Origin of the sequence: Undibacterium umbellatum, assembly GCF_014284125.1 — a bacterium.
Lineage (GTDB): Bacteria > Pseudomonadota > Gammaproteobacteria > Burkholderiales > Burkholderiaceae_D > Undibacterium > Undibacterium umbellatum.
On record NZ_JACOFX010000010.1, the window covers coordinates 141,585 to 164,286 of the forward strand.

General features: G+C 51.5%; 25 protein-coding genes. 14 read left to right on the forward strand and 11 right to left on the reverse strand.

Annotated features, from left to right (window positions below):
• The first annotated feature begins 260 nt into the window (after positions 1-260).
• From H8L47_RS18240 to H8L47_RS18275, 8 genes are all read left to right on the forward strand, one after another.
• Positions 261-650: a hypothetical protein gene (locus tag H8L47_RS18240; protein WP_186955029.1), complete on the forward strand. Its 390-nt coding sequence runs from the start codon at positions 261-263 to the stop codon at positions 648-650.
• 122 nt (positions 651-772) lie between these two features.
• On the forward strand, positions 773-2,755 hold the full coding sequence (locus H8L47_RS18245) for a TonB-dependent receptor (RefSeq protein WP_186955030.1): 1,983 nt from the start codon (positions 773-775) through the stop codon (positions 2,753-2,755).
• A 296-nt stretch (positions 2,756-3,051) separates the two neighbouring features.
• Entirely contained in the window at positions 3,052-4,443 is a 1,392-nt protein-coding gene (locus H8L47_RS18250; protein ID WP_186955031.1) for an STAS domain-containing protein, read from the forward strand.
• A gap of 182 nt (positions 4,444-4,625) precedes the next feature.
• A complete protein-coding gene (hslV, locus tag H8L47_RS18255; RefSeq protein WP_186955032.1) occupies positions 4,626-5,162 on the forward strand; it encodes an ATP-dependent protease subunit HslV in 537 nt (178 codons plus the stop codon).
• 13 nt (positions 5,163-5,175) lie between these two features.
• The gene (gene hslU, locus H8L47_RS18260) at positions 5,176-6,513 is read left to right on the forward strand and encodes an ATP-dependent protease ATPase subunit HslU (protein WP_186955033.1); all 1,338 of its coding nucleotides are present in this window, start codon (positions 5,176-5,178) and stop codon (positions 6,511-6,513) included.
• Between the two features lie 26 nt (positions 6,514-6,539).
• Complete coding sequence (locus tag H8L47_RS18265) at positions 6,540-6,749, forward strand: hypothetical protein (RefSeq protein ID WP_186955034.1); 210 nt, start codon at positions 6,540-6,542, stop codon at positions 6,747-6,749.
• 18 nt (positions 6,750-6,767) lie between these two features.
• Positions 6,768-7,280 carry a GAF domain-containing protein gene (locus H8L47_RS18270; RefSeq protein ID WP_186955035.1) on the forward strand — a complete coding sequence of 171 codons (513 nt, stop codon included), beginning with the start codon at positions 6,768-6,770 and terminating at the stop codon, positions 7,278-7,280.
• A 190-nt stretch (positions 7,281-7,470) separates the two neighbouring features.
• Positions 7,471-7,650, forward strand: coding sequence for a hypothetical protein (locus tag H8L47_RS18275; protein WP_186955036.1), 180 nt, complete (start codon positions 7,471-7,473; stop codon positions 7,648-7,650).
• A gap of 7 nt (positions 7,651-7,657) precedes the next feature.
• On the opposite strand, the gene H8L47_RS18280 is transcribed toward H8L47_RS18275, so the two are convergent.
• From H8L47_RS18280 to H8L47_RS18300, 5 genes are all read right to left on the reverse strand, one after another.
• On the reverse strand, positions 7,658-8,656 hold the full coding sequence (locus tag H8L47_RS18280; RefSeq protein ID WP_186955037.1) for an NAD(P)H-dependent glycerol-3-phosphate dehydrogenase: 999 nt from the start codon (positions 8,654-8,656) through the stop codon (positions 7,658-7,660).
• 108 nt (positions 8,657-8,764) lie between these two features.
• Positions 8,765-9,214 (reverse strand): SH3 domain-containing protein, encoded by a 450-nt coding sequence (locus tag H8L47_RS18285; protein ID WP_186955038.1) that lies wholly within the window; start codon positions 9,212-9,214, stop codon positions 8,765-8,767.
• Positions 9,215-9,264: 50 nt separating this feature from the next.
• Positions 9,265-9,741 carry a protein-export chaperone SecB gene (gene secB / locus H8L47_RS18290; protein ID WP_186955039.1) on the reverse strand — a complete coding sequence of 159 codons (477 nt, stop codon included), beginning with the start codon at positions 9,739-9,741 and terminating at the stop codon, positions 9,265-9,267.
• Between the two features lie 163 nt (positions 9,742-9,904).
• Positions 9,905-10,171, reverse strand: a complete 267-nt coding sequence (grxC, locus tag H8L47_RS18295) for a glutaredoxin 3 (RefSeq protein ID WP_186955040.1) — start codon at positions 10,169-10,171, stop codon at positions 9,905-9,907.
• 14 nt (positions 10,172-10,185) lie between these two features.
• The gene (locus H8L47_RS18300) at positions 10,186-10,587 is read right to left on the reverse strand and encodes a rhodanese-like domain-containing protein (RefSeq protein WP_186955041.1); all 402 of its coding nucleotides are present in this window, start codon (positions 10,585-10,587) and stop codon (positions 10,186-10,188) included.
• Positions 10,588-10,694: 107 nt separating this feature from the next.
• Between H8L47_RS18300 and gpmA the strand changes: the two genes are divergently transcribed.
• From gpmA to H8L47_RS18330, 6 genes are all read left to right on the forward strand, one after another.
• Positions 10,695-11,441 (forward strand): 2,3-diphosphoglycerate-dependent phosphoglycerate mutase, encoded by a 747-nt coding sequence (gpmA, locus tag H8L47_RS18305; protein WP_186955042.1) that lies wholly within the window; start codon positions 10,695-10,697, stop codon positions 11,439-11,441.
• Between the two features lie 7 nt (positions 11,442-11,448).
• Positions 11,449-12,786, forward strand: coding sequence for a murein hydrolase activator EnvC family protein (locus H8L47_RS18310; RefSeq protein WP_186955043.1), 1,338 nt, complete (start codon positions 11,449-11,451; stop codon positions 12,784-12,786).
• Positions 12,787-12,802: 16 nt separating this feature from the next.
• Positions 12,803-14,287, forward strand: a complete 1,485-nt coding sequence (locus tag H8L47_RS18315; protein ID WP_186955044.1) for a S41 family peptidase — start codon at positions 12,803-12,805, stop codon at positions 14,285-14,287.
• A 67-nt stretch (positions 14,288-14,354) separates the two neighbouring features.
• On the forward strand, positions 14,355-15,113 hold the full coding sequence (locus H8L47_RS18320) for a HesA/MoeB/ThiF family protein (RefSeq protein ID WP_186955045.1): 759 nt from the start codon (positions 14,355-14,357) through the stop codon (positions 15,111-15,113).
• Positions 15,114-15,146: 33 nt separating this feature from the next.
• Positions 15,147-15,791 (forward strand): glutathione S-transferase family protein, encoded by a 645-nt coding sequence (locus tag H8L47_RS18325; RefSeq protein ID WP_186955046.1) that lies wholly within the window; start codon positions 15,147-15,149, stop codon positions 15,789-15,791.
• A 29-nt stretch (positions 15,792-15,820) separates the two neighbouring features.
• On the forward strand, positions 15,821-16,600 hold the full coding sequence (locus tag H8L47_RS18330; RefSeq protein ID WP_186955047.1) for a spermine/spermidine synthase domain-containing protein: 780 nt from the start codon (positions 15,821-15,823) through the stop codon (positions 16,598-16,600).
• Between the two features lie 22 nt (positions 16,601-16,622).
• Here the strand turns inward: H8L47_RS18330 and H8L47_RS18335 are convergent, their stop codons facing one another.
• The 6 genes from H8L47_RS18335 to H8L47_RS18360 all read right to left on the reverse strand — a co-directional run bounded on the left by H8L47_RS18335 (position 16,623) and on the right by H8L47_RS18360 (position 22,540).
• Positions 16,623-17,018: a VOC family protein gene (locus tag H8L47_RS18335; protein WP_186955048.1), complete on the reverse strand. Its 396-nt coding sequence runs from the start codon at positions 17,016-17,018 to the stop codon at positions 16,623-16,625.
• Positions 17,019-17,046: 28 nt separating this feature from the next.
• Positions 17,047-17,412 carry a hypothetical protein gene (locus H8L47_RS18340; protein WP_186955049.1) on the reverse strand — a complete coding sequence of 122 codons (366 nt, stop codon included), beginning with the start codon at positions 17,410-17,412 and terminating at the stop codon, positions 17,047-17,049.
• A 17-nt stretch (positions 17,413-17,429) separates the two neighbouring features.
• Complete coding sequence (locus tag H8L47_RS18345; protein ID WP_186955050.1) at positions 17,430-18,233, reverse strand: ABC transporter ATP-binding protein; 804 nt, start codon at positions 18,231-18,233, stop codon at positions 17,430-17,432.
• Complete coding sequence (locus H8L47_RS18350) at positions 18,233-20,062, reverse strand: branched-chain amino acid ABC transporter ATP-binding protein/permease (protein ID WP_186955051.1); 1,830 nt, start codon at positions 20,060-20,062, stop codon at positions 18,233-18,235. The genes H8L47_RS18345 and H8L47_RS18350 overlap by 1 nt, the downstream gene beginning before the upstream one ends.
• Positions 20,062-21,111: a branched-chain amino acid ABC transporter permease gene (locus tag H8L47_RS18355; protein ID WP_186955052.1), complete on the reverse strand. Its 1,050-nt coding sequence runs from the start codon at positions 21,109-21,111 to the stop codon at positions 20,062-20,064. The genes H8L47_RS18350 and H8L47_RS18355 overlap by 1 nt, the downstream gene beginning before the upstream one ends.
• Before the next feature lie 265 nt (positions 21,112-21,376).
• The gene (locus H8L47_RS18360) at positions 21,377-22,540 is read right to left on the reverse strand and encodes an ABC transporter substrate-binding protein (protein WP_186955053.1); all 1,164 of its coding nucleotides are present in this window, start codon (positions 22,538-22,540) and stop codon (positions 21,377-21,379) included.
• Positions 22,541-22,702 lie beyond the last annotated feature (162 nt).

A 22,702-nucleotide genomic window follows, 5' to 3' on the forward strand; every position in this document is an offset into this window, starting at 1 on the left:
CATTAACATCAATTTGTAACGCTTCTGGCTCACAAAAGCGTGCGGTGGCAACTGCGCGCTTTTTTATTGCCACAATATGCAACCAAGTTGCATACCAATGAACTTTTGCGCGATAATTCGTTCTTAATGCTGGTTCTTATTTGTCACACATAATGTGCTTTAATCCATTTAATTTGTACAATGACAAATAAATGTCGGTTTTTTACGACATATTCTCCAGCATTTTTTACTGCAAGATAAACCGGAAATTCAAACTGAAGATGTTACGGCCCCTACAGATCAATACGCACAATAGCAAACGCTGGTTGCTGTGCCTGCTATTGCCTGTCTTATTGTTCACACAATGGCTGGGGCTGGCACATAAGATTTCGCATGCTGGCTGGAACGGCAATCAAGCCCCTGCTGTTGTGCTGCAGCCTGCTGCGCAACTTGGCGCTTTCCTGTTCGGCAGCCAGGACGATGGCAATATCTTGCACTCTTGCGCCCTGTATGACGCTGCGACAGCAGCAGAATACCTGCAACATCTACCGGATGCCATGGCCAGCCATAGCAGCAAGGCAGTCGCTGGCTCCCGCGCAGCCATACTGAGCTGGCTGGCAGCCCTGCAAGTCCCCTTCTCTTCCCGCGCCCCACCTTCCCTGCTTGCATGATGAAAGCCCTGGCTTCCTTTACGAGGCCTGAGGTTATTTGATTTTTCAGGCGCAATGCTTGCGCCTGAGGTCTTGTCATTCTTCGCTCTATTTTTTGCCTCATTTCGCAAACAGGAAACACCATGGTTTTTCAACGCACACTGATCACCAGCGCCGTGCTGGCCCTTTTGACGCCTACCACTCAGGCCCTGGCCGAAAGTGCCCCCGGCAATACAATCAACACTGTCACCGTCACTTCCAATCCCATCAGTAACGATGAGAATATGCAAGTGCTTACCCCCGCCAAGATTCTTTCTGGACCTGAACTCAGGGCCAAAGTCGGCACTTCTCTGGGCGACACGCTGGGGAGCGAACTGGGTGTATCCGCTTCCGGTTTTGGTGCTGGCGCATCGCGCCCGATTATCCGTGGCCTGGAAGGCCCAAGGGTCAAGATCCTGCAAAATGGCATGTCTGTGGCGGATGTATCGAGCCTGTCGAATGACCATGCAGTCGCCAGTGAAAGTGCTACTGCACAGCAGATAGAAGTCTTGCGAGGTCCGGCGGCCTTGCTGTACGGCAGTGGCGCCATAGGCGGGCTGGTCAATGTCATCGACAACCGCATACCCACTGTTTTGAACAAGAAAGTGACGGGCGAAGCTGAAGTACGTCTGGGTACGGTGAATCAGGAAAAGAGCCTGTCGTTTTCCCTCGACGGCTCCAGCGGCGTCATTGGCCTGCATGTGGATGGCAGCAGCCGCGACACGGGAAACTACAAAATACCTGGCAATGGAAGTATGCCTTCCAGCTTTACCCGTGAATCTTCTTTGACAGCCGGCGCCTCGCTCATCCAAAACTGGGGGTATATAGGTGCGGCTGTACAAACACTGAATGACCGCTATGGCATACCAACGGAAGAACGTTCTTTCATCGATTTGAATCAAAACCGTCTGGATATTGATGGCTTGCTGAATTCACCATTAAGTGGTTTCGACAGCCTCAAATATAAATTCAGCGCGACCGACTACAAGCACACAGAAAAATCCGAAGATGGCACACCCATCACCAATTTCAAGAACCAGATGCTGGAAAGCCGCATCATCTTGTCTCATCCATCCTGGGCAGGTTGGCAAGGTAGCTGGGGTTTGCAGACCGAGCAGGTAAAGTTCTCTGCCTTGTCTGCTGAAACTGGCCGTGCCGACACTGTGCCCAACACCAAATCCACTTCTGTTGCTGCCTTTTTTGTAGAACAAAAACAATTTGCCGATGTCATGGCCAGCACAGGTATGCGCTTTGAAAATGTGAAGCGCACCCCGGACGCCAGTACTGGACTGAAAGCGCGTGATTTCAACTTGTTCTCAGCCTCTCTAGGTGGTCTGTGGCAATTTGATAAATCTTATGGTGCAGGCTTGAGTCTGTCATGGGCGCAGCGTGCACCGGCGACAGAGGAATTGTATTCAGCTGGCCCACATGAATCGACGGCCACTTTCGACATTGGTAGTGTCGATATGAAGAAAGAAGCTTCACGTAATCTGGAACTCAGCCTGCAAAAGACGCATGGCCTGCTGCGCTGGAAAATCAATGCCTTCTTGAACAAGGTGAATAATTACATCTACGGCCATACTAACGGTATCAAAGTAGATGAAGCAGGCATGCCCGATGCTGATGCCGAATTCACTTTGCGCAACTGGTCGCAGGCATCGGCCACCATACGCGGCGGTGAAGCCGAGATCAGTTACAATCTGCTGGGTGAAGGCTGGTCAGGCCGTGCTTTTGCCGATTATTCGCGCGGCAGTCTCGATAATTTGGGCAATTTGCCGCTGCAACCAGCAACCCGTACCGGCTTTGACCTGACTTACCGCACTGGTGGCTGGCGTGCGGGTGTGAATGTCTTGCATGCTCAGCGCCAGGACAGACTGGCTAGTTTTGAGGCTTTTGTTACACCAGCTTATACCAAGGTTGATACCAGCGTGACTTACACCCACCCTTACCAGAATATGCAACTGACCTGGTTCCTGATGGCGAAGAATCTCCTGAATCAGGATATCCGTCTTTCTACTTCAGTGTTGAAAGAAACCCTGCCACAACCTGGTAGAAATGTCATGGCAGGGCTCAGAGCCAGCTTTTAATGTTAAAAAATCAGCTAAGAATTGCAAGAAAAATGTAAGCAGATGTAATTGACACTTAAGTTATTAATTCATAAGCTGTTTGTATAGGAGGCGGTATCCGCCTCCATTTTCTGCAAAAATGCTGCTTTTTTGCAAGGTTTTCGACGATCATGGGGAGCAGTTAACAGAACATTCGACGAAAAACTGTTTCTTGTAGTTGAGCCCAGTCAACCATTCACACGGAAATCAGAATATACTAAGCACTCGTCAAATTCGCTGCCGGACTGTCAGCGCTTCTATTCTTATTCGGGAACAAAGTGGGGATTTTTTCTCTTTTCGGTAAAAAAGGTGTCAAGCAAGAAGATCGCTCCACCGAGAAATCTTCTTCGAGAAAGACGCGCTCCAAGAATGGTAATACCGTCATTGGCGGTTTCCAGGACAGTGAGGTTTTTAGCAATTCGATTATTGCTCAGCGCCATATCGCCCGCGCTACCGAGAGAAAAATAGATGCCATAGAATTTGAAATGTCGCGCGACATCGTCAAAACCCGTCCGCCGACCTTTACCAAAACTGATCTGGGCGCACCGACCGAGCCGCTGGAAAGAAAAGCGCCGCCAGTAGAATTCCAGACCACATTGCCGATGATGATGCCTACAGATTATCTGTTGGGGCAAAATTCGGAAATGTCAGCATCTGCTCTCGCCTATAGCGAAACCGTCCCGGTACTTGAAGAAGCAGCCATCCTGTTTGCCAGCGGCCAGAATGAAGTCGCCGAGCAAATGCTGGCTTCTGCCGTGCATAACCACGAGCTTGGTGGTGCCACGGAAATTGGCTGGCAAATGCTGTTTGACCTGTACCGCATTACCAATGACCAGCACAAGTTTGAAAGCCTGTCGCTCGATTACGCCAATAAATTTGAAACCTCACCGCCACTGTGGCCTGAAAATCAAACCGCCAACGACAACGATGCCGAAGTTCAGGGCGACACCACGGTAGCGAATGTCAGTTTTCCTGCCAAACTCGATAGCGGCACCATCAAGTCACTGGAAAAATTGCAGGTAGCTGCAGGCAAGAGCAAAAGCTTGCGCCTGGATTTTTCGCGCGTCAAGGAAGTAGACCCCATAGGCTGCGGCTTGTTATTGCGCGCACTCAAGGGCTTAAAAAAATCCGGTCATGACTTGATGCTGGTAGGTGCCAAAGACCTGGCAGATAAAATCCGCAGCATTTTGCTGGTGGGCCGCCGTGATGAAACCGAAGCACCCTGGTTGTTGTTGCTGGAAATTTTGCAATTACTGCATTTTGAACAAGCCTTCGAAGAAGTCAGTATGGATTACTGTATTACTTTCGAAGTGTCGCCTCCTTCATTTGAAGCGCCGAAGAACAATATCACCAGCGCCATGCCTGAAGTCCAGGAGCAGGAAGAAGCAACTGACCGCTATATGATGCCAAAAGTGGTCGAAGGCAAGACAGAATTCCTGATATCCAATATTGCCCTGCAGGCAGAACAGCACAATCCGCTGATTCTTGATTGCACCCGTCTGGAAAGGGTGGAATTTGGGGCCTCTGCACAATTGCTAAATGGCCTGGCACCGATTGCCAGCAAAGCTGGCATGAATATACGCTTTGAAGGCGTCAATTATCTGGTCATGATGTTATTCAATGCCATGGGCCTGAAAAACATCGCCAGCATCATCCCCCGCAAGCACTAAACTCAAAAAGGCAGGCAAGCAGCCTGCTGCCGGGTGAAACATGCACCCGGTTTTTTCATGCTTGCAATTCAGAAAAAACACCCCATTTTCAACAAAACAGGCAATTTGGCCTGCTTTCCCTGCTTGCTACTGGCTTATGGCTTGATCAGTTTGCAGGAATGGCAATATTCTTTGAGGTTCATATGGAACAATTTCACGGCACCACCATTTTGACGGTGCGACGCGGTAATCTGGTGGCCCTGGGTGGCGACGGCCAGGTGACACTGGGCAATATCGTCATGAAGGGGACTGCCCGCAAGGTACGCAAGCTGTATCACAACAAGGTGCTGGCAGGTTTTGCTGGCGGAACTGCAGATGCCTTCACCCTGATAGAACGTTTTGAATCCAAGCTGGAAAAACACCAGGGCCATTTGATGCGCGCCTCTGTGGAACTGGCCAAAGACTGGCGCACAGACCGCATGTTGCGACGCCTGGAAGCCATGCTGCTGGTAGCTGACAAGGATACAACACTGGTCATCACCGGTAATGGGGATGTGCTGGAACCCAACCAGGGGATAGGCGCGATAGGCTCGGGTGGCACGTTTGCTCAGTCCGCCGCGATTGCCCTGTTTGAAAATACTGACTTGTCGCCCATCGACATCGTCAAAAAGTCACTGACTATTGCTGGTGAGTTGTGCATTTATACCAACTTGTCGCACACCATAGAAACACTGGAATAGATTGGAATATGCAATGAACATGACCCCGCAAGAGATAGTCTCTGAACTTGATAAACATGTGGTTGGCCAGTCCAAGGCCAAGCGCGCTGTCGCGATCGCCCTGCGTAACCGCTGGCGCCGTCAACAGGTGCAAGAACCGCTGCGCCATGAAATCACGCCTAAAAACATCTTGATGATAGGACCTACCGGCGTAGGCAAAACCGAGATCGCCCGTCGCCTGGCCAGGCTGGCTGATGCACCCTTTATCAAGATAGAAGCCACCAAGTTCACTGAAGTTGGTTATGTCGGTCGTGATGTTGATACCATCATACGCGACCTCGTCGATATCGGCATCAAGCAAACCCGCGAAGCGGCTACCCGCAAAGTGCGCGCCCGCGCCGAAGATGCGGCAGAAGACCGCATCCTCGACATCCTGTTGCCGCCAGCGCGCGATTTTGGTTTCCAGCCTAGCGAAACCGAAGCTGCACCTGCTGACAATACTACCCGCCAGACTTTCCGCAAGCGTCTGCGTGAAGGTGCGCTGGATGACAAGGAAGTTGAAATCGAAGTGGCAGAAGGTGTAGCACACATGGAAATCATGGCCCCACCTGGCATGGAAGAAATGACCGAGCAAATCAAGACCATGTTTTCGGGCATGGGCAATGGCCGCAAGAAATCACGCAAGCTGAAAATCAAGGAAGCGATGAAGCTGCTGATAGAAGAAGAAGCGGGCAAACTGGTCAATGAAGAAGAATTAAAGCAGGATGCGATTCGCAATGTAGAGCAAAATGGCATCGTCTTCCTCGATGAGATCGACAAGATCGCTTCGCGTTCAGAAACTGGTGGCGCAGAAGTTTCACGCGCTGGTGTACAGCGCGACTTGCTGCCACTGGTAGAAGGCACGACAGTGAATACCAAGTACGGCATGGTCAAGACTGACCATATCCTGTTTATTGCTTCCGGCGCTTTCCATCTGGCCAAGCCGTCTGACCTGATCCCTGAGTTGCAAGGCCGCTTCCCTATCCGTGTGGAACTGGAATCTTTGTCCATTGCTGATTTTGAACGTATTTTGACAGGCACCGATGCCTGCCTGACACGCCAGTACCAGGCTTTGCTGGCAACGGAAGAAGTGCAGATAGACTTCACACCTGAAGGCGTCGAACGTCTGGCTGGTATCGCTTATTCAGTCAATGAAACGACAGAAAATATCGGTGCCCGCCGCTTGTACACGGTCATGGAAAAGCTGTTGGAAGAGATTTCTTTCAATGCCCACCAAAATACCGGCAAGACTGTGATCATTGATGCGGCCTATGTCAATGAACGCCTGGAAGCCCTGTCGGTGAATGAAGATCTGTCACGCTACGTACTGTAAATTAATTTATAAATCCGGGGTTTGGTATGGCAAACAAGGCGCTGGCAACACGACAACGCATGCAGTTTCGCGTTGAGCCTTCACAAGCCCCGGCCAAAGGCCGAGGTAGTCAGACCAAGAAAGTCTTGCCTGACTACCTCGGCAGCAAGAATAGAAATACCAAACCCCTATCTCCACCTGTGAATGCTACAGTTCATGTCACGGCCAAAAGCACAGACAAGCAGGGGAAAGATTAACTTTTCTGGAATTCACCCATGTTTACCACTTCTGCTGCCAGCGACCAACCCGATTACCCCATGCTGGCACGCCAGTTGGCCAGCGTACTGGAAGGTGAGCGCAATCTAGTCACCAATGCAGCCCAGTTTTCTGCCTTCATCTACAGCAGCATCAGCGATTTGAACTGGGCAGGTTTTTACCTGTGCGCACCGGCCAGCAAACCGGATGCAGAGTTTCCCAATGATTTGCTGTTAGGCCCTTTCCAGGGCAAGGTTGCCTGTACCCGTATTCCTTTCAAACGCGGGGTATGTGGTACGGCAGCTGCAGAGCGGCGTACTGTGCTGGTAGAGGATGTGCATGCATTTCCCGGACATATCGCCTGCGACTCTGCCTCGAATTCTGAAATCGTCATCCCCTTGATTAAGGATGGCGTCATTTACGGTGTGTTTGATATCGACAGCCCTCGTCTGAAGCGCTTCGGAGCAGAAGACCAGTTGGGTCTGGAAAATCTGCTCTCCATCTTTATTGCGGCGACGGATTTGAACCAGTAACAATACCAGCCAGAAATGTGGCAAGCAACAGACAAAGACCATGGTAGCCATGGTCATTTTTGTTAAGCTATGTCAAAACTGCTTAAGTTCGTGCTTTGCCGCTCTACACTGAGTTATCCACACTTGGTAACCACAGCAGCATCAGGGAGATGGCATCATGGCAGGATGCAGACGCCGGAAAATGCTACACATGCACAAACAGCCTTTGCGCAGACGTGATGTGTTGACACGCTTTATGGTCGACCTGGGCATTCACTATCTTGAGCTCATGGGCCTGACAAAAGCCATGCACTTCTTGCGCAGGCACCATGTGCCTGATACCGTCATCGCCCGTGTCTTGCATTCCCCTGAGAATCGACGGCGCTATTAAGATAGTCTTAGTGGATTTCCTGCTTGGCATCCCTGGCCAGCAAACGACTGATCATCTCTTGCAAGGATATTCCATCAAACAAGACACCTGCCACTGCATCGGTAATCGGCATTTGCACCCCCAGGCGCTGAGCCAGTAAACGCACTGCCTGGGCGCAACGCACGCCTTCTGCGACATGACCCAATTCCTGCACGATGGTCTCCAGAGATTTGCCCTGGGCCAGTGCCAGGCCAACCTTGCGGTTACGAGACAGGTCTCCAGTACAGGTCAAGATCAGATCACCCACGCCCGTCAAACCCATCAGGGTTTCTGAGCGGCCACCAAGAGCGACGCCGAGACGGCTGATTTCTGCCAGACCACGGGTGATCAGGGCGGCACGCGCATTCAGGCCCAGGCCCAGGCCGTCGGCCACGCCAGTAGCTATCGCCAGGATATTCTTGACGGCACCGCCTACTTCAACGCCGACCATATCGTCACTGGAATACACGCGCATGGCATTCACATGCAGGGCTTGCACCACCAGGCGGCTGAGTTCGCTCGATGTAGATGCTATTGTCAGCGCACAGGGCAAGCCTTTGGCGACTTCTTGTGCAAACGAGGGCCCAGACAGGGCACCAAAAGACACCCCCGAGCCCAGCACTTGCCCGGCCACCTGATGTGGCAAAAGCTGGGTTGATTCTTCAAAACCCTTGCATAGCCAGATGATGTTATTGGGCTGGTAGGCCTTACAGGCTTCCAGCGTAGAGCGCAAACCCGAGACTGAGGTGGCGATCACCAGCAAGCCTTCGGAGCCAGCCGCATGCGCCATGGCAGCAGCAAAATCCGCCGTGACCTGCAAGCTCTCAGGGAACGGGAAGCCGCGCAGATAGCTTTCGTTTTGCCTGTCTGTCTGCATGGCAGACATGGCAGCCTGATTACGCCCCCAAAGCAAGACATTATTTTTTGCTGCAAAGGCAATTGCCATCGCCGTACCCCAGGCCCCTGCACCCAATACGCTGATATTCATACTAGTCCCTGACTCCTGCTTATTTTAATAACCGGGTAGATGTAAAAAAAGGACAGCAGGCTGTCCTTTTTTGCAAACTGTCATCTGCCTAAACATGCAATCCAGGCACTACAAGCCCCAGACTTCATTGACTTTGACAAAACCAAGCTGGCCGTCGCGGTGCTTCACTTTAACCCAACCCGCCACCGCAGGCTCGGCCATTTCCAGCAAGACATGCTTGTCGGCACTGAACACAAGGGGCGAGGATTCGTCTGCAGTTGCCCTGATCTTGGCATTGGCTGCACGTACGATGAGACTGCGGCGGGTGATCAAGTCTTTTGACTCGACCCAGCTCATGTCGCCACTGACATCACGTACTTTACTCCATGCGCCGGAAGTAAACACCACTTCCACCGGCATACCTCGTGGGGCGACCGCCAATTTACCACCTTTGGCAGAAGGTGCATCGTACATGATCACCGGCGAAGCACCGATAGCACGGAACTCCAAAGCCTGAGCAGCACTACTCGCGAGCAGCGTCAAAAACAGCAGAGGCAAGGGCTTCAGCAGGCGTGGCATGGCTATCTTTCTCATACTAATCCGGCCTGGGCCGGATTAGTATCAATTAATTACTGAATTGTTGTAGGCGCTTCAGTGTTGGCATTTGCCTGTTCAGCAGCAATTGTCAAACGTTGCGCATAGAAAGCTTCAAAATTGATTTCCGACAAATGGATAGGAGGGAAACCAGCACGTGTGATCGCATCAGCTACGTTGGAACGCAGATATGGATAGACGATGTTAGGGCAGCCGATACCCAGCAGAGGATCGAGTTGATCTTCAGGGATATTGCGCGCTTCGAAAATACCAGCTTGTTTGCCTTCAACCAGGAAAGCCACTTTTTCGCCGATTTTTGCAGTAACAGTCACTGTCACTGTGGATTCGTAGATGCCATCTGCAAGCTTTTCAGAGCCAACATCAACGGACACTTCTATGCCAGGGGCTTCTTGTTCCAGGAAAATTGCTGGAGAATTAGGCTGTTCAAGCGACAAATCTTTCAGATAAACGCGTTGAATTTGGAATACGGGCTGCAGATTTTCGTCAGACATGTGAAACTTTCTAAAATTCTAAAAGATTAATAATGAACAGCGAGACTGGCAGATAAGGCCGTTTCCAGCCATTTCAAGATCGCAGCGCGCTATTGTAGCAAGTAGTCTGCAAAAACAGCAATTTACCGCGCAAACCCATAGAAAATCTGGCAAATCCCTGTTTTTACTCAAGCGGATTCAGCAAAGGATCAAGTTTACCCGCCCTGTCGAGGGCCGAAATGTCATCAAAACCACCTACATGGGTGTCGCCTATATAGATTTGGGGCACAGTGCGGCGACCGGTTTTCTTCATCATCGCTTCGCGCATACCAGGGTCCAGATCAACCCGGATTTTTTCTATATCGTCCACACCCTTGGACTTCAACAGGCGTTCAGCCATCGTGCAATAAGGGCAAACGGCTGTGGTATACATGACTACATGGGCTTTCATGATGCTCTCCTGCTTCACTTTACTGTTGGCAAGCCTTGCGACTTCCAGGAATCTATACCACCATCCAGGCTAAAAACCTGGTTGAAACCAGCTTTGCTGAGCAAACTGGCAGCGCTGGAGGAACGCACGCCGGAAGCGCATACCGTAATAACAACATTGCTTTTTGACTTTTCTATCTCTTTCAATCTGTCGTTCAATGCTGACAGCGGGATATTTTTAGCATTTGGCAAATGTCCGGCAGCAAATTCTTCTGCACTACGAACATCCAGCACCAGGGTTTTACCCTGATTCATGTATTGTGTGGCTTGAAAATGCGATACCTTGGCACCACGTCTTTGTAAAGCAGGTATCAGCAATGCGCCGCCAGAAATAATGGCGAGACCTAACCAGAATATATTGTCAAGAATGAATTTCACAGGATTCCAGTAGTAAGAATGGTTATCAGAAGCGCGTCATTATAAAATAGATGGCGCAATCGCATACTAATTCACTCATCTCATCTTATCTCACCCTCTAGCACACTATGTATAAAATCGTTTTAATGCGCCACGGCGAATCTACCTGGAACCTGGACAACCGTTTTACTGGCTGGACTGATGTTGATCTGACAGCAAAAGGCGTGGCAGAAGCCACCCAGGCAGGCAAGCTGCTCAAAGAAGCGGGCCTGACTTTTGATCTGGCCTATACCTCGGTACTGAAACGTGCGGTCCGTACGCTGTGGGGCACACTCGATGAAATGGATTTGATGTGGCTGCCAGTGATTCATGACTGGCGTTTGAACGAGCGCCACTATGGCGCCCTGCAAGGCTTGAACAAGGCTGAGACAGCGGCAAAATATGGTGACGAACAAGTGCTGGTGTGGCGTCGCAGCTACGATACGCCACCACTGCCACTGGCAGAAGATGACGACCGCACTTCCTTCAATGACCCGCGCTATGCTGGCCTGAAACGCAGCCAGATCCCGCTGACTGAATGCCTGAAAGATACAGTTGCCCGCGTGATGCCAGCGTGGGATGACAGCATTGCCCCGGCAATACGCTCCGGCAAGCGCATCCTGATTTCTGCTCATGGGAATAGCCTGCGCGCCCTGATCAAGATGCTGGACGGCATCAGCGACGACGACATCGTCAACCTGAATATCCCGAATGGACAGCCACTGGTGTATGAACTGGATGCCGACCTCAAACCGATCAAACATTATTATCTGGGTGACCAGGACGCGATCGCCGCTGCCTTGCAAGCCGTGGCCAGCCAGGGCAAGTCCAAGTAAGTGTTGAATGCCATTTAAATCCAAGTCTTTACTTGCAGCCTTGCTGTGCCTGTCACTGGCAGGTACGGCATCGTTGGCTGTGGCTGCCAGCAGTGCCCGCGCCCAGCAAAAAAACAAGGCAGAAACTGACAGGGCCGAGTTGCAAAACCGCCTGAAAGCCCTCAAAACCGATATCAATAAAACAGAAACTGCCAAGGACAATGCCAGCGACGCCCTGGCCGAGTCCGAAAAGTCAATTTCAGAAGCCAACCGTTCTTTACGTGACTTACAGGCAGAACAGGCGCAGACTGAAGCAAAGGTAAAACAACTTTTAGATCAACAACAAGCGTTGACCGACAAGGTTGAAAAGCAAAAAAATCAGTTATCAAATTTCTTACGCCGTCAGTACATACGCGGTGATAGCGACCGTATCAAATTACTACTCTCCGGGGACAACCCCAATCGCATCAATCGTGAACTGCAATACATGAGTTATGTATCGCAAACCCAAGCCAAGATGATCGATGCCTTGCGCGTGAGTCTGCAAGCAGTGGAAAAAAATGCCGAAGAGGCCAAGGAAGCCAAGGCGGAACTTGATGAAATTGCGGATGAAGAAAAAAGTCACAAGCTGGCACTGGAAAAAGAGAAAAAACGTCATGCCACATTAGTAAGTCAGTTGGCAGAAAAATTATATGTACAAAAAAAACAGGCTGATAGCCTGGAAAAAGATGAACAAAGACTGGCAAATCTGGTCTCACAATTAAATAAACTAATTGAAGAACAAGCCAAGGCGGATGCAGCCAGGGCAGCACTGGAAGAAAAACAGCGCCAGGAAAGAATTGCAGCAGCACAGAAAGAAAGAGCCAGACAGGCAGCACAAGGCAAAAAGCCAGCGAAAATCACCAATCCCAATGCGATTGATGACGACGAACCACCCAAACAGGCAAGGGCAGCAGCCCCGCCCGCTGGTGAGTTTGACAAGCTCAAGGGCCAATTGCGTTTGCCGGTAAAAGGAGAAATCCTCGCCAAATTTGGTAGCAAGCGTGCTGACGGGCCTAGCTGGAAAGGCATGTTCATCAAGGCGAGTGAAGGTGCAGAAATCAAGACCATCGCCCCGGGCAAAGTGATTTTTGCCGATTGGTGGAAGGGGTATGGAAATATGGTGATTGTTGACCATGGCGGCAGCTACTGGAGCCTGTATGGCAATAATCAGGCAGTATTGAAGCACGTCGGCGATGTGGTAAAAACGGGTGATGTCATTGCCAGTGCCGGAAACAGCGGCGGTAATGAAGAATCAGGTTTATACTTTGAAGTACGTCATCAGGGACGTGTATTTGATCCTTTGAACTGGATCGTTGTTAAATAGGCTTTAGGTGAATCACATGGGCAGCAAATTCAAGAATTTTGGCTTAATCGGCCTCGGTATGGTTGCCGGCGTGGCAGTTTCCATGCAGTTTTCCGCAGTGGCGCAAAAAGCCACGACGGGTAGTTCCCTGCCGGTAGAGGAATTGCGACAGCTCGCCGACGTCTTTGGCCTCATCAAATCAGATTATGTCGAGCCTGTAGAAGACAATAAGCTGCTGACGGAAGCAATTTCCGGCATGGTGGCATCACTCGACCCGCACTCAGCCTACCTGGACAAGAAATCATTTAAAGAATTAAAAGAAGGTACTCAGGGCAAATTTGTCGGCCTGGGTATTGAGGTCGGTATGGAAGATGGTTATGTCAAGATCATCTCCCCTATCGAAGATTCTCCTGCCTATCGCGCTGGTTTAAAGCCTGGTGATTTGATCACCCGTCTCGATTCTCAGCCAGTCAAAGGCTTGACGCTGGACGAAGCTGTCAAGCGCATGCGCGGTGAACCGAATACCAAGATCACCCTGACCATCGCACGTAAAAGTGAAGACAAACCTATCGTCGTCACGATTACCCGCGAACTGATCAAGCAGCAAAGCGTCAAGGCCAAGATCGTTGAACCTGGCTATGCCTGGGTGAGAATCGCCCAGTTCCAGGAACCGACGGTGGAAGACATGGCCAAGAAAATCCAGGCCCTGTATGCACAAGACCCAGCCATCAAAGGCCTGGTGCTCGATTTGCGTAATGACCCGGGCGGTGTCTTGCCTGGTGCCATCGGCGTTTCTGCCGCTTTCCTGCCCAAGGATGTCCCTGTAGTGTCTACCAATGGTCAGTTGCCTGATTCCAAGGCGACTTTTTATGCCCGCCGTGAATACTATTCTGGCCGCACTTTGAGCGACCCACTGGCGAAATTGCCTGAAGCGATCAAGAACGTGCCTATGGTAGTCCTCATCAACACTGGTTCGGCCTCTGCGTCTGAAATCGTCGCCGGTGCCTTACAGGATTACAAACGCGCTACCATCCTTGGCACACAAAGCTTTGGCAAGGGTTCGGTACAAACCATACGCCAGATTTCTGCTGATACCGCAGTCAAGCTGACTACAGCCCGTTATTACACGCCGAATGGCCGTTCTATCCAGGCCAAGGGCATCGTTCCTGACTTGAATGTAGAAGAAACCGCAGATGGTGATGGTTTCAATGGCTTGCGCGCCCGCGAAGCTGATTTGCAAAAACATCTGAGCAACGACAAGGAAAAAGAAGTTGCCCGTCCTAAAATCGATGAAGTGGAAGAAGAGCAGCGTCTGATCGCCCTGGCGAAGAAGAGCAAACCATTGGAATACGGTGGCGCAGAAGACTTCCAGCTGGCCCAGGCCCTGAATCACTTGAAAGGCTTGCCAGTCAAAGTCACAGAAGCCAAAGTCATCGATAAGGAAGCCAAAGACGGCAAGGATGCTGACAAAGCTGGCAAATCAGATAAGACTGAACACAAAACCGACAGCAAAAAGAAGTAACACCCCCTGAATAAACCCTGATAAAAAGAAAAGGCCGCTTACTTCAATAGCGGCCTTTTTTACAACGATGAACGATCAGCAACTCTTACGCTATTCCCGTCATATCCTGCTCGACCAGATAGGAATAGAAGGTCAGCAAAAAATCACTGAGGCGCGCGCCCTCATCATCGGTGCCGGTGGTCTGGGTTCACCGGCGGCCCTGTATCTGGCCAGTGCCGGGGTGGGCCACATCACTCTGGTCGATAATGACAGTGTGGACCTGACCAATCTGCAGCGCCAGATCATGCATACCACCGCGGCCGTAGGCATGGCCAAGGTCAGCTCCGGCAAGCACACCCTGGAAGCCATCAACCCGGAAATAAATATTATTGCCCTGCAAGAGCGAGCCGCTGAAGCACGCCTGGAAGAACTGGTCAGCCAGGCCAGCATCGTCCTCGATTGTTGCGACAATTTTGCTACCCGCCATGCCGTCAATGCCGCCTGTGTCAAATTCGGTATACCGCTGGTATCCGGTGCGGCCATCAGTTTTGATGGCCAGATCAGTGTGTTTGACAGTCGTGATGCTACATCGCCTTGCTATGCCTGCCTGTTCCCGCCGAACCAGCCGTTTGAAGAAGTCTTGTGCTCTACCATGGGCGTGTTTTCTCCTCTGGTAGGCATCATAGGCAGCATGCAGGCCGCCGAAGCATTGAAAGTCATCATGGGTATAGGCCAGGCACTAACGGGCCGCCTGCTGTTGCTGGATGCCTTGCGCATGGACTGGACCAGCATAGGCATCAGCAAAAACCAGCAATGCCTGGTTTGCGGACAGCCGCACCAGAACTAAGCACTATCAATAAAAACTCATCAAGGACAAAACATGTACACCCTGTATTACTGCCCCGGCACAGCCAGCATGGTCATACACCTGGCTTTATTGGAAATTGGTGCCGCGCATGAATTGAAGCTGGTCGATGTAGAAAAGAAGCAGCAAAAAGATCCTGAGTATCTGCGTCTGAACCCGAATGGTGTAGTGCCGACTCTGGTCATTGATGGCCTTCCTTATCTGGAATCAGCTACCTTGCTGATGCTCTTGTCCGAACGCCATCCTGAAGCAGGCCTGGTACCTGACACAGGCACTGTAGAGCGCGATCAATGGCGGCAATGGATCATCTTCATCAGTGGCAGCCTGCAATCTGCTTTCCGTACCTGGTTTTATCCGTCTGAGCTGGGTTTTGAAGAACATAACGAATCTACCCGAGCAGCCTTGCAAAAGCGTATCGCTGCCATCTGGGATCAACTCGACCAGCATCTCAGCAAGAGTGGTCCTTATCTGCTGGGTGAGACATTTTCTGCTGCCGACCTGCAACTGACCATGCTGATGCGCTGGTCGCGCAATATGCCACGCCCGGCGACTGAATGGCCTGCGTTGAACAAACTGGCCCAGTTGATCATTGCCCGCCCCAGCTGGCAAAAAATGATGGAAATCGAAGGCCTGGAAGTGTGGCCGAAAGCCTCAATATAATGCTTGAGAAATTAAGGCGAAAGCTGGGGATGAATTTATACAAGGCCACGCAGGCAGCCAGCACAGAACTGCCTGAAGTCACCATTGCCGAACACCTGGGTGTACGTACCCTGCATCTCTCTTCAGACGCGATACAGGGTGCCATGCGCATGGCCGTTCCTGACCAGATCGAGCTGGAATATGTGCAGCAAATGATGATGTGGGTGCTGTTCAAGCACGAGCCGCAACACATTGTCCAGCTAGGCCTGGGTGCAGCGTCGCTGACCAAGTTTTGCTACCGCAACTTTGCCGAAGCCAGGGTCACGGCAATAGAACTGAATCCCAAAGTGATCACCGCCTGCCACCAGCACTTCAAGCTGCCAGTCAATGACGAGCGCTTGCAAGTACTGTGTATGAATGCGCTGGATTACGTCAACGACAGCGCCAACCAGGGTAAGGCCGACGTGCTGCAAATTGATTTATATGATGCCGCTGCCGAAGCCCCTGCACTGAGCAGCGCAGCGTTCTACCAGGCTTGCGCCGATACCTTGAATGAAGATGGCATGCTGACCGTCAACCTGTTTGGCAATCCGCACAACTATGAGGCGAATTGCACCGCCAATCTCGCCGCCCTGCAAGAGGCCTTTGATGCAGTAGTATGGCTACCGCTGGTGCATGATGCCAACACCGTCGCCATCGCCTTCAAACAAGCACCCGCAGTAGATTTTGATGACTTGTATGAACGCGCAACTGCGATACGCCTGGCCTATAAATTACCCGCAGCGAAATGGGTGAATGGCTTGAAGGAATGGATGGCGGAACAAATGTAAGTGCAGTCGTCATCAGCAAGACTCAATCTTCCGCATGATGGCAGCACACACACAACTTGTTGCCATCAGGGTCGCGGAAGTATGCGCCGTAATAGTTCGGATGATAATGCAGGCGCAAACCCGGCGGGCCATCGCAAGTGCCGCCGTTTGCCAATGCCGTTTCATAAGCACGTTGCACCGTCGCACGTGATGCCGCCAGCAATGCCACCATTTGGCCATTGCCATGCTGTGCTGGTTCACCATTGTAGGGTTTGCCGATGACGAACAGCGGGCGTGGCTGGTCAGCAGCCATCCAGCCTGCCCAGGGTTTGTCAGCATCCTTGAATTTCAGGACCAGGCCCAGTTCGTTCATTAGTGCAGAATAAAACACATAAGACTTGTCGAAATCTTGTATGCCTATGGATACGTGGGAAATCATGGTTTTTCCTTCGCACTTGTTGCAGCGCTTACTGTGTGAAAATCTTGACTGGTATCTGTGCCTGCTCAGCCAATGTGACGGCATGTTGGGTACCTCGGGCGCAACCAGGTTTGCCATAATCTGCATGAAAAGCCAATACCAGGTCTATGCCCGTCGCCAACATCCTGACATTCAAGCCCTTCCATCCTTCACCGGGGAACGCACGGTAGTCGGCATTGGTTTTTTTCATGGGATCGACCGCAAAACCAAATTCCAGTGCGACTACTTTGGCATGGGCATCAATACCCGGAGTATCGCCAGTAACGATGATGGTATCAGATGAAAGCTTAGCGAATTCGCGGCGTATTGCAGCCTGGCTTTCCCAACTTGTAGACCCTGTAATCAATACTCTCATTTATCATTCTGCTGGCATCAGTGATTCTTCTTGGCCAGCCCCAGATAAGTATCTATCACACGCTGGTCATTCGCCAATTCTGCAGCATCACCCTCAAGCGCAATCTGCCCGGTTTCCAGCACATAAGCATAGTCGGCCACCTGCAAGGCAGCGCGGGCATTTTGTTCTACCAGCAAGATGGCAACCCCGGTTTGTTTGAGGCGCTGGATGATGTGGAAAATTTCCTTGACGATCAGAGGTGCCAGGCCAAGGCTTGGTTCATCCAGCATCAGCAATTGCGGCTTGGCCATGAGGGCGCGGCCTACAGCCAGCATCTGGCGCTCACCACCTGACAAAGTACCTGCTTCCTGGGTGCGTCTTTCTTTCAAACGCGGGAAGAGATCAAACACGACTTGCAACTGGTCAGCATAGTTTTTTTCACCAGCCTGGTAACGGCGATAACTGCCCAGCAAAAGATTGTCTTCCACCTTCATGCTGGCGAACAGTTCGCGCTTTTCTGGCACCAGTGACATACCCTGCGCGACACGGTTTTCTATGCTGACGCTGGCGAGGTTTTTGTCGGCCAATAAGATCTGTCCGCGCATGCTGCCCGTCGCAGGCAAGGCACCGGCGATGGCATTGAGCATAGTCGATTTGCCAGCACCATTTGGGCCGATGACAGTCACGATTTGCCCGGCCCCGACACGTATATTCGCTGGCTGCAAAGCCTCGACCTTGCCATAAAACACTTGCAGGTCTTTGGTTTGCAATAAGGCCAGTTCAGACTGCGATGTGTTTGCCAATACTGCTGGCGTGGTTTCTGGAGAATTTGTGTTCGTCATCAATCTATCCCGCCCAGATAAGCTTCCAGCACAGCCGGATTCTGTTGTACTTCTTGTGGCAAGCCTTCGGCAATCTTGGTACCAAATTCCATGACCACCAGTTGATCTGTCAAATTCATGACGAAATCCATGTCATGCTCGACCAGCAAGATGCTCATGCCTTCTGCGCGCAATTTGCGCAAGAGTTCGGCCAACTCCTGTTTTTCTTTAAAGCGCAAACCAGCGGCAGGTTCATCCAGCAACAGCAAGCTGGGGTCACAACACAAGGCCCGGGCGATTTCCAGTATGCGTTGCTGGCCCAGTGCCAGGCTGCCCGCTTCTTCATTCATGAGATGCGCCAGGCCTACCCGCTCCAGCTGTCTTTTGGCTTCTGCCAGCAGGGAATTCTCTACCTTGCCATCGCACCGCAAAATGCTGGCGATGACTTCCATCACATCGCCACCCTTGGTACGCAGATGCGCACCGATCGCGACGTTTTCGAGTACCGTCATGCTGGCCAGCAAACGCACATGCTGGAAGCTGCGGCCTATGCCCAGCTTGACGATTTCACGCGAAGGCAGGTTGGCGATATCCTGCAATTTACCATCGCGATAAAAACGCACGGCCCCGCTGGTCAGTGGCAAGACGCCAGTCACCAGATTGAACATGGTGGATTTGCCTGCACCGTTCGGGCCTATCAGGCCAACAATCTGCCCGGCACTGACGGTGAACTGCATATCATTGACGGCAACCAGGCCACCGAATTGTTTGCGTGCCTTGTCGATTTCAAGGATGACAGTATCGACTGCAGGCTTGGCGCGCACTGGCAGTATTGCAGCATTTGCGGCTACCTGTATGCCCTTGTCTTCTGGCAGCCATTTTGCAAACAAGCGCTTGCTAAAGCTGGCCAAATAAGGCCAGACACCATCACGGGCACGTTGCAACAGCAAGACCAGTAAGACACCAAACACGATGACTTCAAAATTGCCATTGGCGCCCAAGAGTGTGGGCAGGATGCTTTGCAGTTTATCTTTCAGCAGGGTCAGCAAGGCTGAACCCAGCAAGGCTCCCCAGACATGGCCTGCGCCACCGACCACGGCCATGAACAGATATTCGATACCCTGATTCAAACCAAAAGGTGTAGGGTTGACTGCACGTTGCATATGCGCGTACAGCCAGCCGGAAATACTTGCCAGCATGGCTGCAATGACGAAGATGATGACCTTCATGCGGGCAGTATTGACACCCATGGCTTCAGCCATGACGCCCCCCCCCTTGAGTGCGCGTATGGCGCGGCCTGGGCGCGATTGCAACAGGTTTTGTATGGCGACGATAGACACTAGCAAGATGACCCAGATCAGCCCAAACATGCTACGTCCAGTATCGAGTTTAAAGCCTGCAATGTCTATCGGCGGTATGCCATTCAGTCCATCGTATTTGCCAAGAAATTCCAGATTGCCGAACAGGAAAAACAGTGACAAGCCCCAGGCGATAGTCCCCAGTGGCAGGTAGTGCCCTGACAGGCGCATGGTAATCAGGCCAATGGCAAGCGCTGCCGCCATGGTCAGCGCCAGACCCGCCAGCAAACCCAACCAGGGAGAATAACCCAGAGCCGTACTCAGATAAGCAGTTGAGTAAGCGCCCAGACCAACGAAAGCGGCCTGCCCAAAAGAAGTCATGCCCCCTACCCCGGTCAGCAAGACCAGGCCGAGTGCAACTATCGCATACAGGCCTATGTAATTGGCCAGGGTGATCCAGAATTCTGGCACTGGCAACAGTGGGAATAACAAGACCAGTGCCAGCAATAGCCATTTACCGTGTTTGATACTGTTGGTGAGGAGTGTCTTCATTATTCTTCATCCTCATCATTATGTTTGCTGGAGAGCGAGCGCCACAGCAATACCGGGATAATCAAGGTAAATACAATAACCTCCTTATAGGCACTGGCCCAGTAAGATGAATACGATTCCAGCAAACCCACCAACAAGGCACCCGCAGCAGCAACCGGATAAGACACCAGACCACCGACGATGGCACCGACAAAACCTTTCAGGCCGATCAAAAAGCCGCCATCGTAATACACGGTCGTCATCGGTGCGATCAGGACCCCACACAATGCACCCATGGCTGCGGCCAGGGTAAATGCCAGACGACCCGCCTGGATAGTACCTATACCCACCAGTTGCGCCCCCAGGCGATTGACGGCGGTAGCACGCAGCGCCTTGCCGGACAGGCTGCGTTCAAAGTAGAAATACAATGCAGCAATCAACAAAGCCGAGACTGCAATCACCACCAGACTTTGACCAGATATTTGCATGGCCCCCAGTTCAAAACGGGCATCGCTGAAAGCTGTCGTGCGTGAGCCCTCGGCTCCAAACATGACCAGGCCCATGCCAGTCAGGGCAAAGTGCACGCCGACAGAAACAATCAGCAAGACCAGGGTACTGGCTTCTGCCAGAGGTTGATAAGCCAGTCGATAAATCATGGGGCCCATGGGCACCACTATTGCCAGCGCCAGTAATACTTGTGCGAACAATGACCATTCCTGTACAGCGACATTGCGTGCCAGTATCCAGACTGCCAATGGAAATAGCAGCAGCTTGCCAGCGGATAAAGCCAGCGACTTGACATTCAATGGCTGCTTGCTGCGTAACTGGGTGATCACTTCCTTGCCCATACAAAGCAGGCCAAAGGCCAGTAACAGGCTGGCCGAGTGCGGGAATTTTCCCGACTGAATCGCCGCCAGGCTGAGCGCGCCAAAGGCAACGAATTCACCTTGCGGTATGAAAATAATCCGTGTAACGGAAAACACCAGCACCAGCGCCAATGCCAGCAAGGCATAGATGGCACCACTGGTAATACCATCCTGAGCGAGGATGGCGGCAATTGAAAAATCCATGTAAACCTGACTTTCTTGCTTAGAACCTGATTACGATCTGTAGCGAGCGTCTGCGGGGTAAGGGTAGCAAGAACGTAGCGCAAAAAGCGAAATGTACTGAAGTACATGAGCACTTTGAGCAGCACCAGCACATGATCCCCGCGTGGACTCACATTGCGCACACGCTTAAGATCGTAAACAGCTTCTTACTAGTTCAAGCACAGCCCCCAGACTTTGGGCCGAACAAAAAGGGAGCCGCAGCTCCCTTGATACATCCATCAAACCATCAATTGGCCAGACCGATCAATTTCCATTTGCCGTTCACGATTTGCACCATGACGCGAGAGCGTTGATCAAGACCAAGATGGTCAGTGTCCGTCATGTTGACGATGCCGTGCGAGACTGGCAGGTTGACGGTATTTTCCAGAGCAGCACGCAAGGCAGCACGGAATTCCTTGGTGCCAGGCTGGGCTTTTTTCAATGCGACGTTCACAGCAGATTCCAGCAAGAGGCTGGCATCCCAGGCGTGACCACCAAAGGTGGAGACAGAGCCTGCGCCATATTCTTTTTCATAGGCCTTGACATAGCGCATGGCAGATTTTTTGACTGGATTCTCGGCAGGTAGTTGCTCAGCGACCAGCAAGGGCCCGGCTGGCAACCAGGTGCCTTCACAATCCTTGCCACAAACACGCAGGAAGTCGTTATTGGCGACGCCATGGGTCTGGTAAATCTTGCCCTTATAACCGCGCTCTTTCAGAGTCTTTTGCGGCAAGGCTGCTGGCGTACCGGCACCAGCAATTAACACGGCATCAGGATTGGTCGCCAGGATTTTAAGGATCTGGCCAGTGACCGAAGTATCACTACGGGCAAAGCGTTCATTGGCAACTACTTTGAGTTTGCGCAACTCAGCTATCTTGGAGAATTCCTTGAACCAGCCTTCTCCATAGGCATCAGCAAAGCCGATGAATGCCACTGTCTTGACGCCAGCGTCATTCATGTGGCCAGTGATCGCCGTCGACATGTGCGAATCATTTTGCGGGGTCTTGAAGACCCAGTAACGCTTGGAATCTATAGGCGAAATGATGGCGGATGAAGCCGCCATGGAAATCATCGGCGTTTCGCTTTCTGCCGCGACATCAATCATTGCCAGAGAATTGGGCGTGATGGTAGAGCCAATGAGGATGTCGACCTTGTCTTCGGTAGTCAGCTTGCGGGCATTTTTAACCGCAGTAGTGGTATCGGATGCATCATCGAGGACGATGTATTCGACCTTTTTGCCAGCAATTTCTTTTGGCAACAAGGCAAAGGTATTTTTTTCAGGGATGCCCAAAGAAGCTGCGGGGCCAGTGGCTGATACGCTAACGCCAACCTTGATCTGGGCATGGGCATTACCTGCCAATACCAGCGCTAACATGGCTGGCAATGCCGCCAGTAAAAACTGTTTCTTCATGGGTAGTCTCCTGTTTTGCGATTATTTGCAATATTAATCAATATCAATCAATATGGATAAAAATGCAATTTGCCGACCGCTTGGTCGGTTAATTTTTTTTAAGTGTAACCTTTCCTACGTGCAGGCACAATATTAAAGCTGGATCAAATTCCTGGCTCAAAT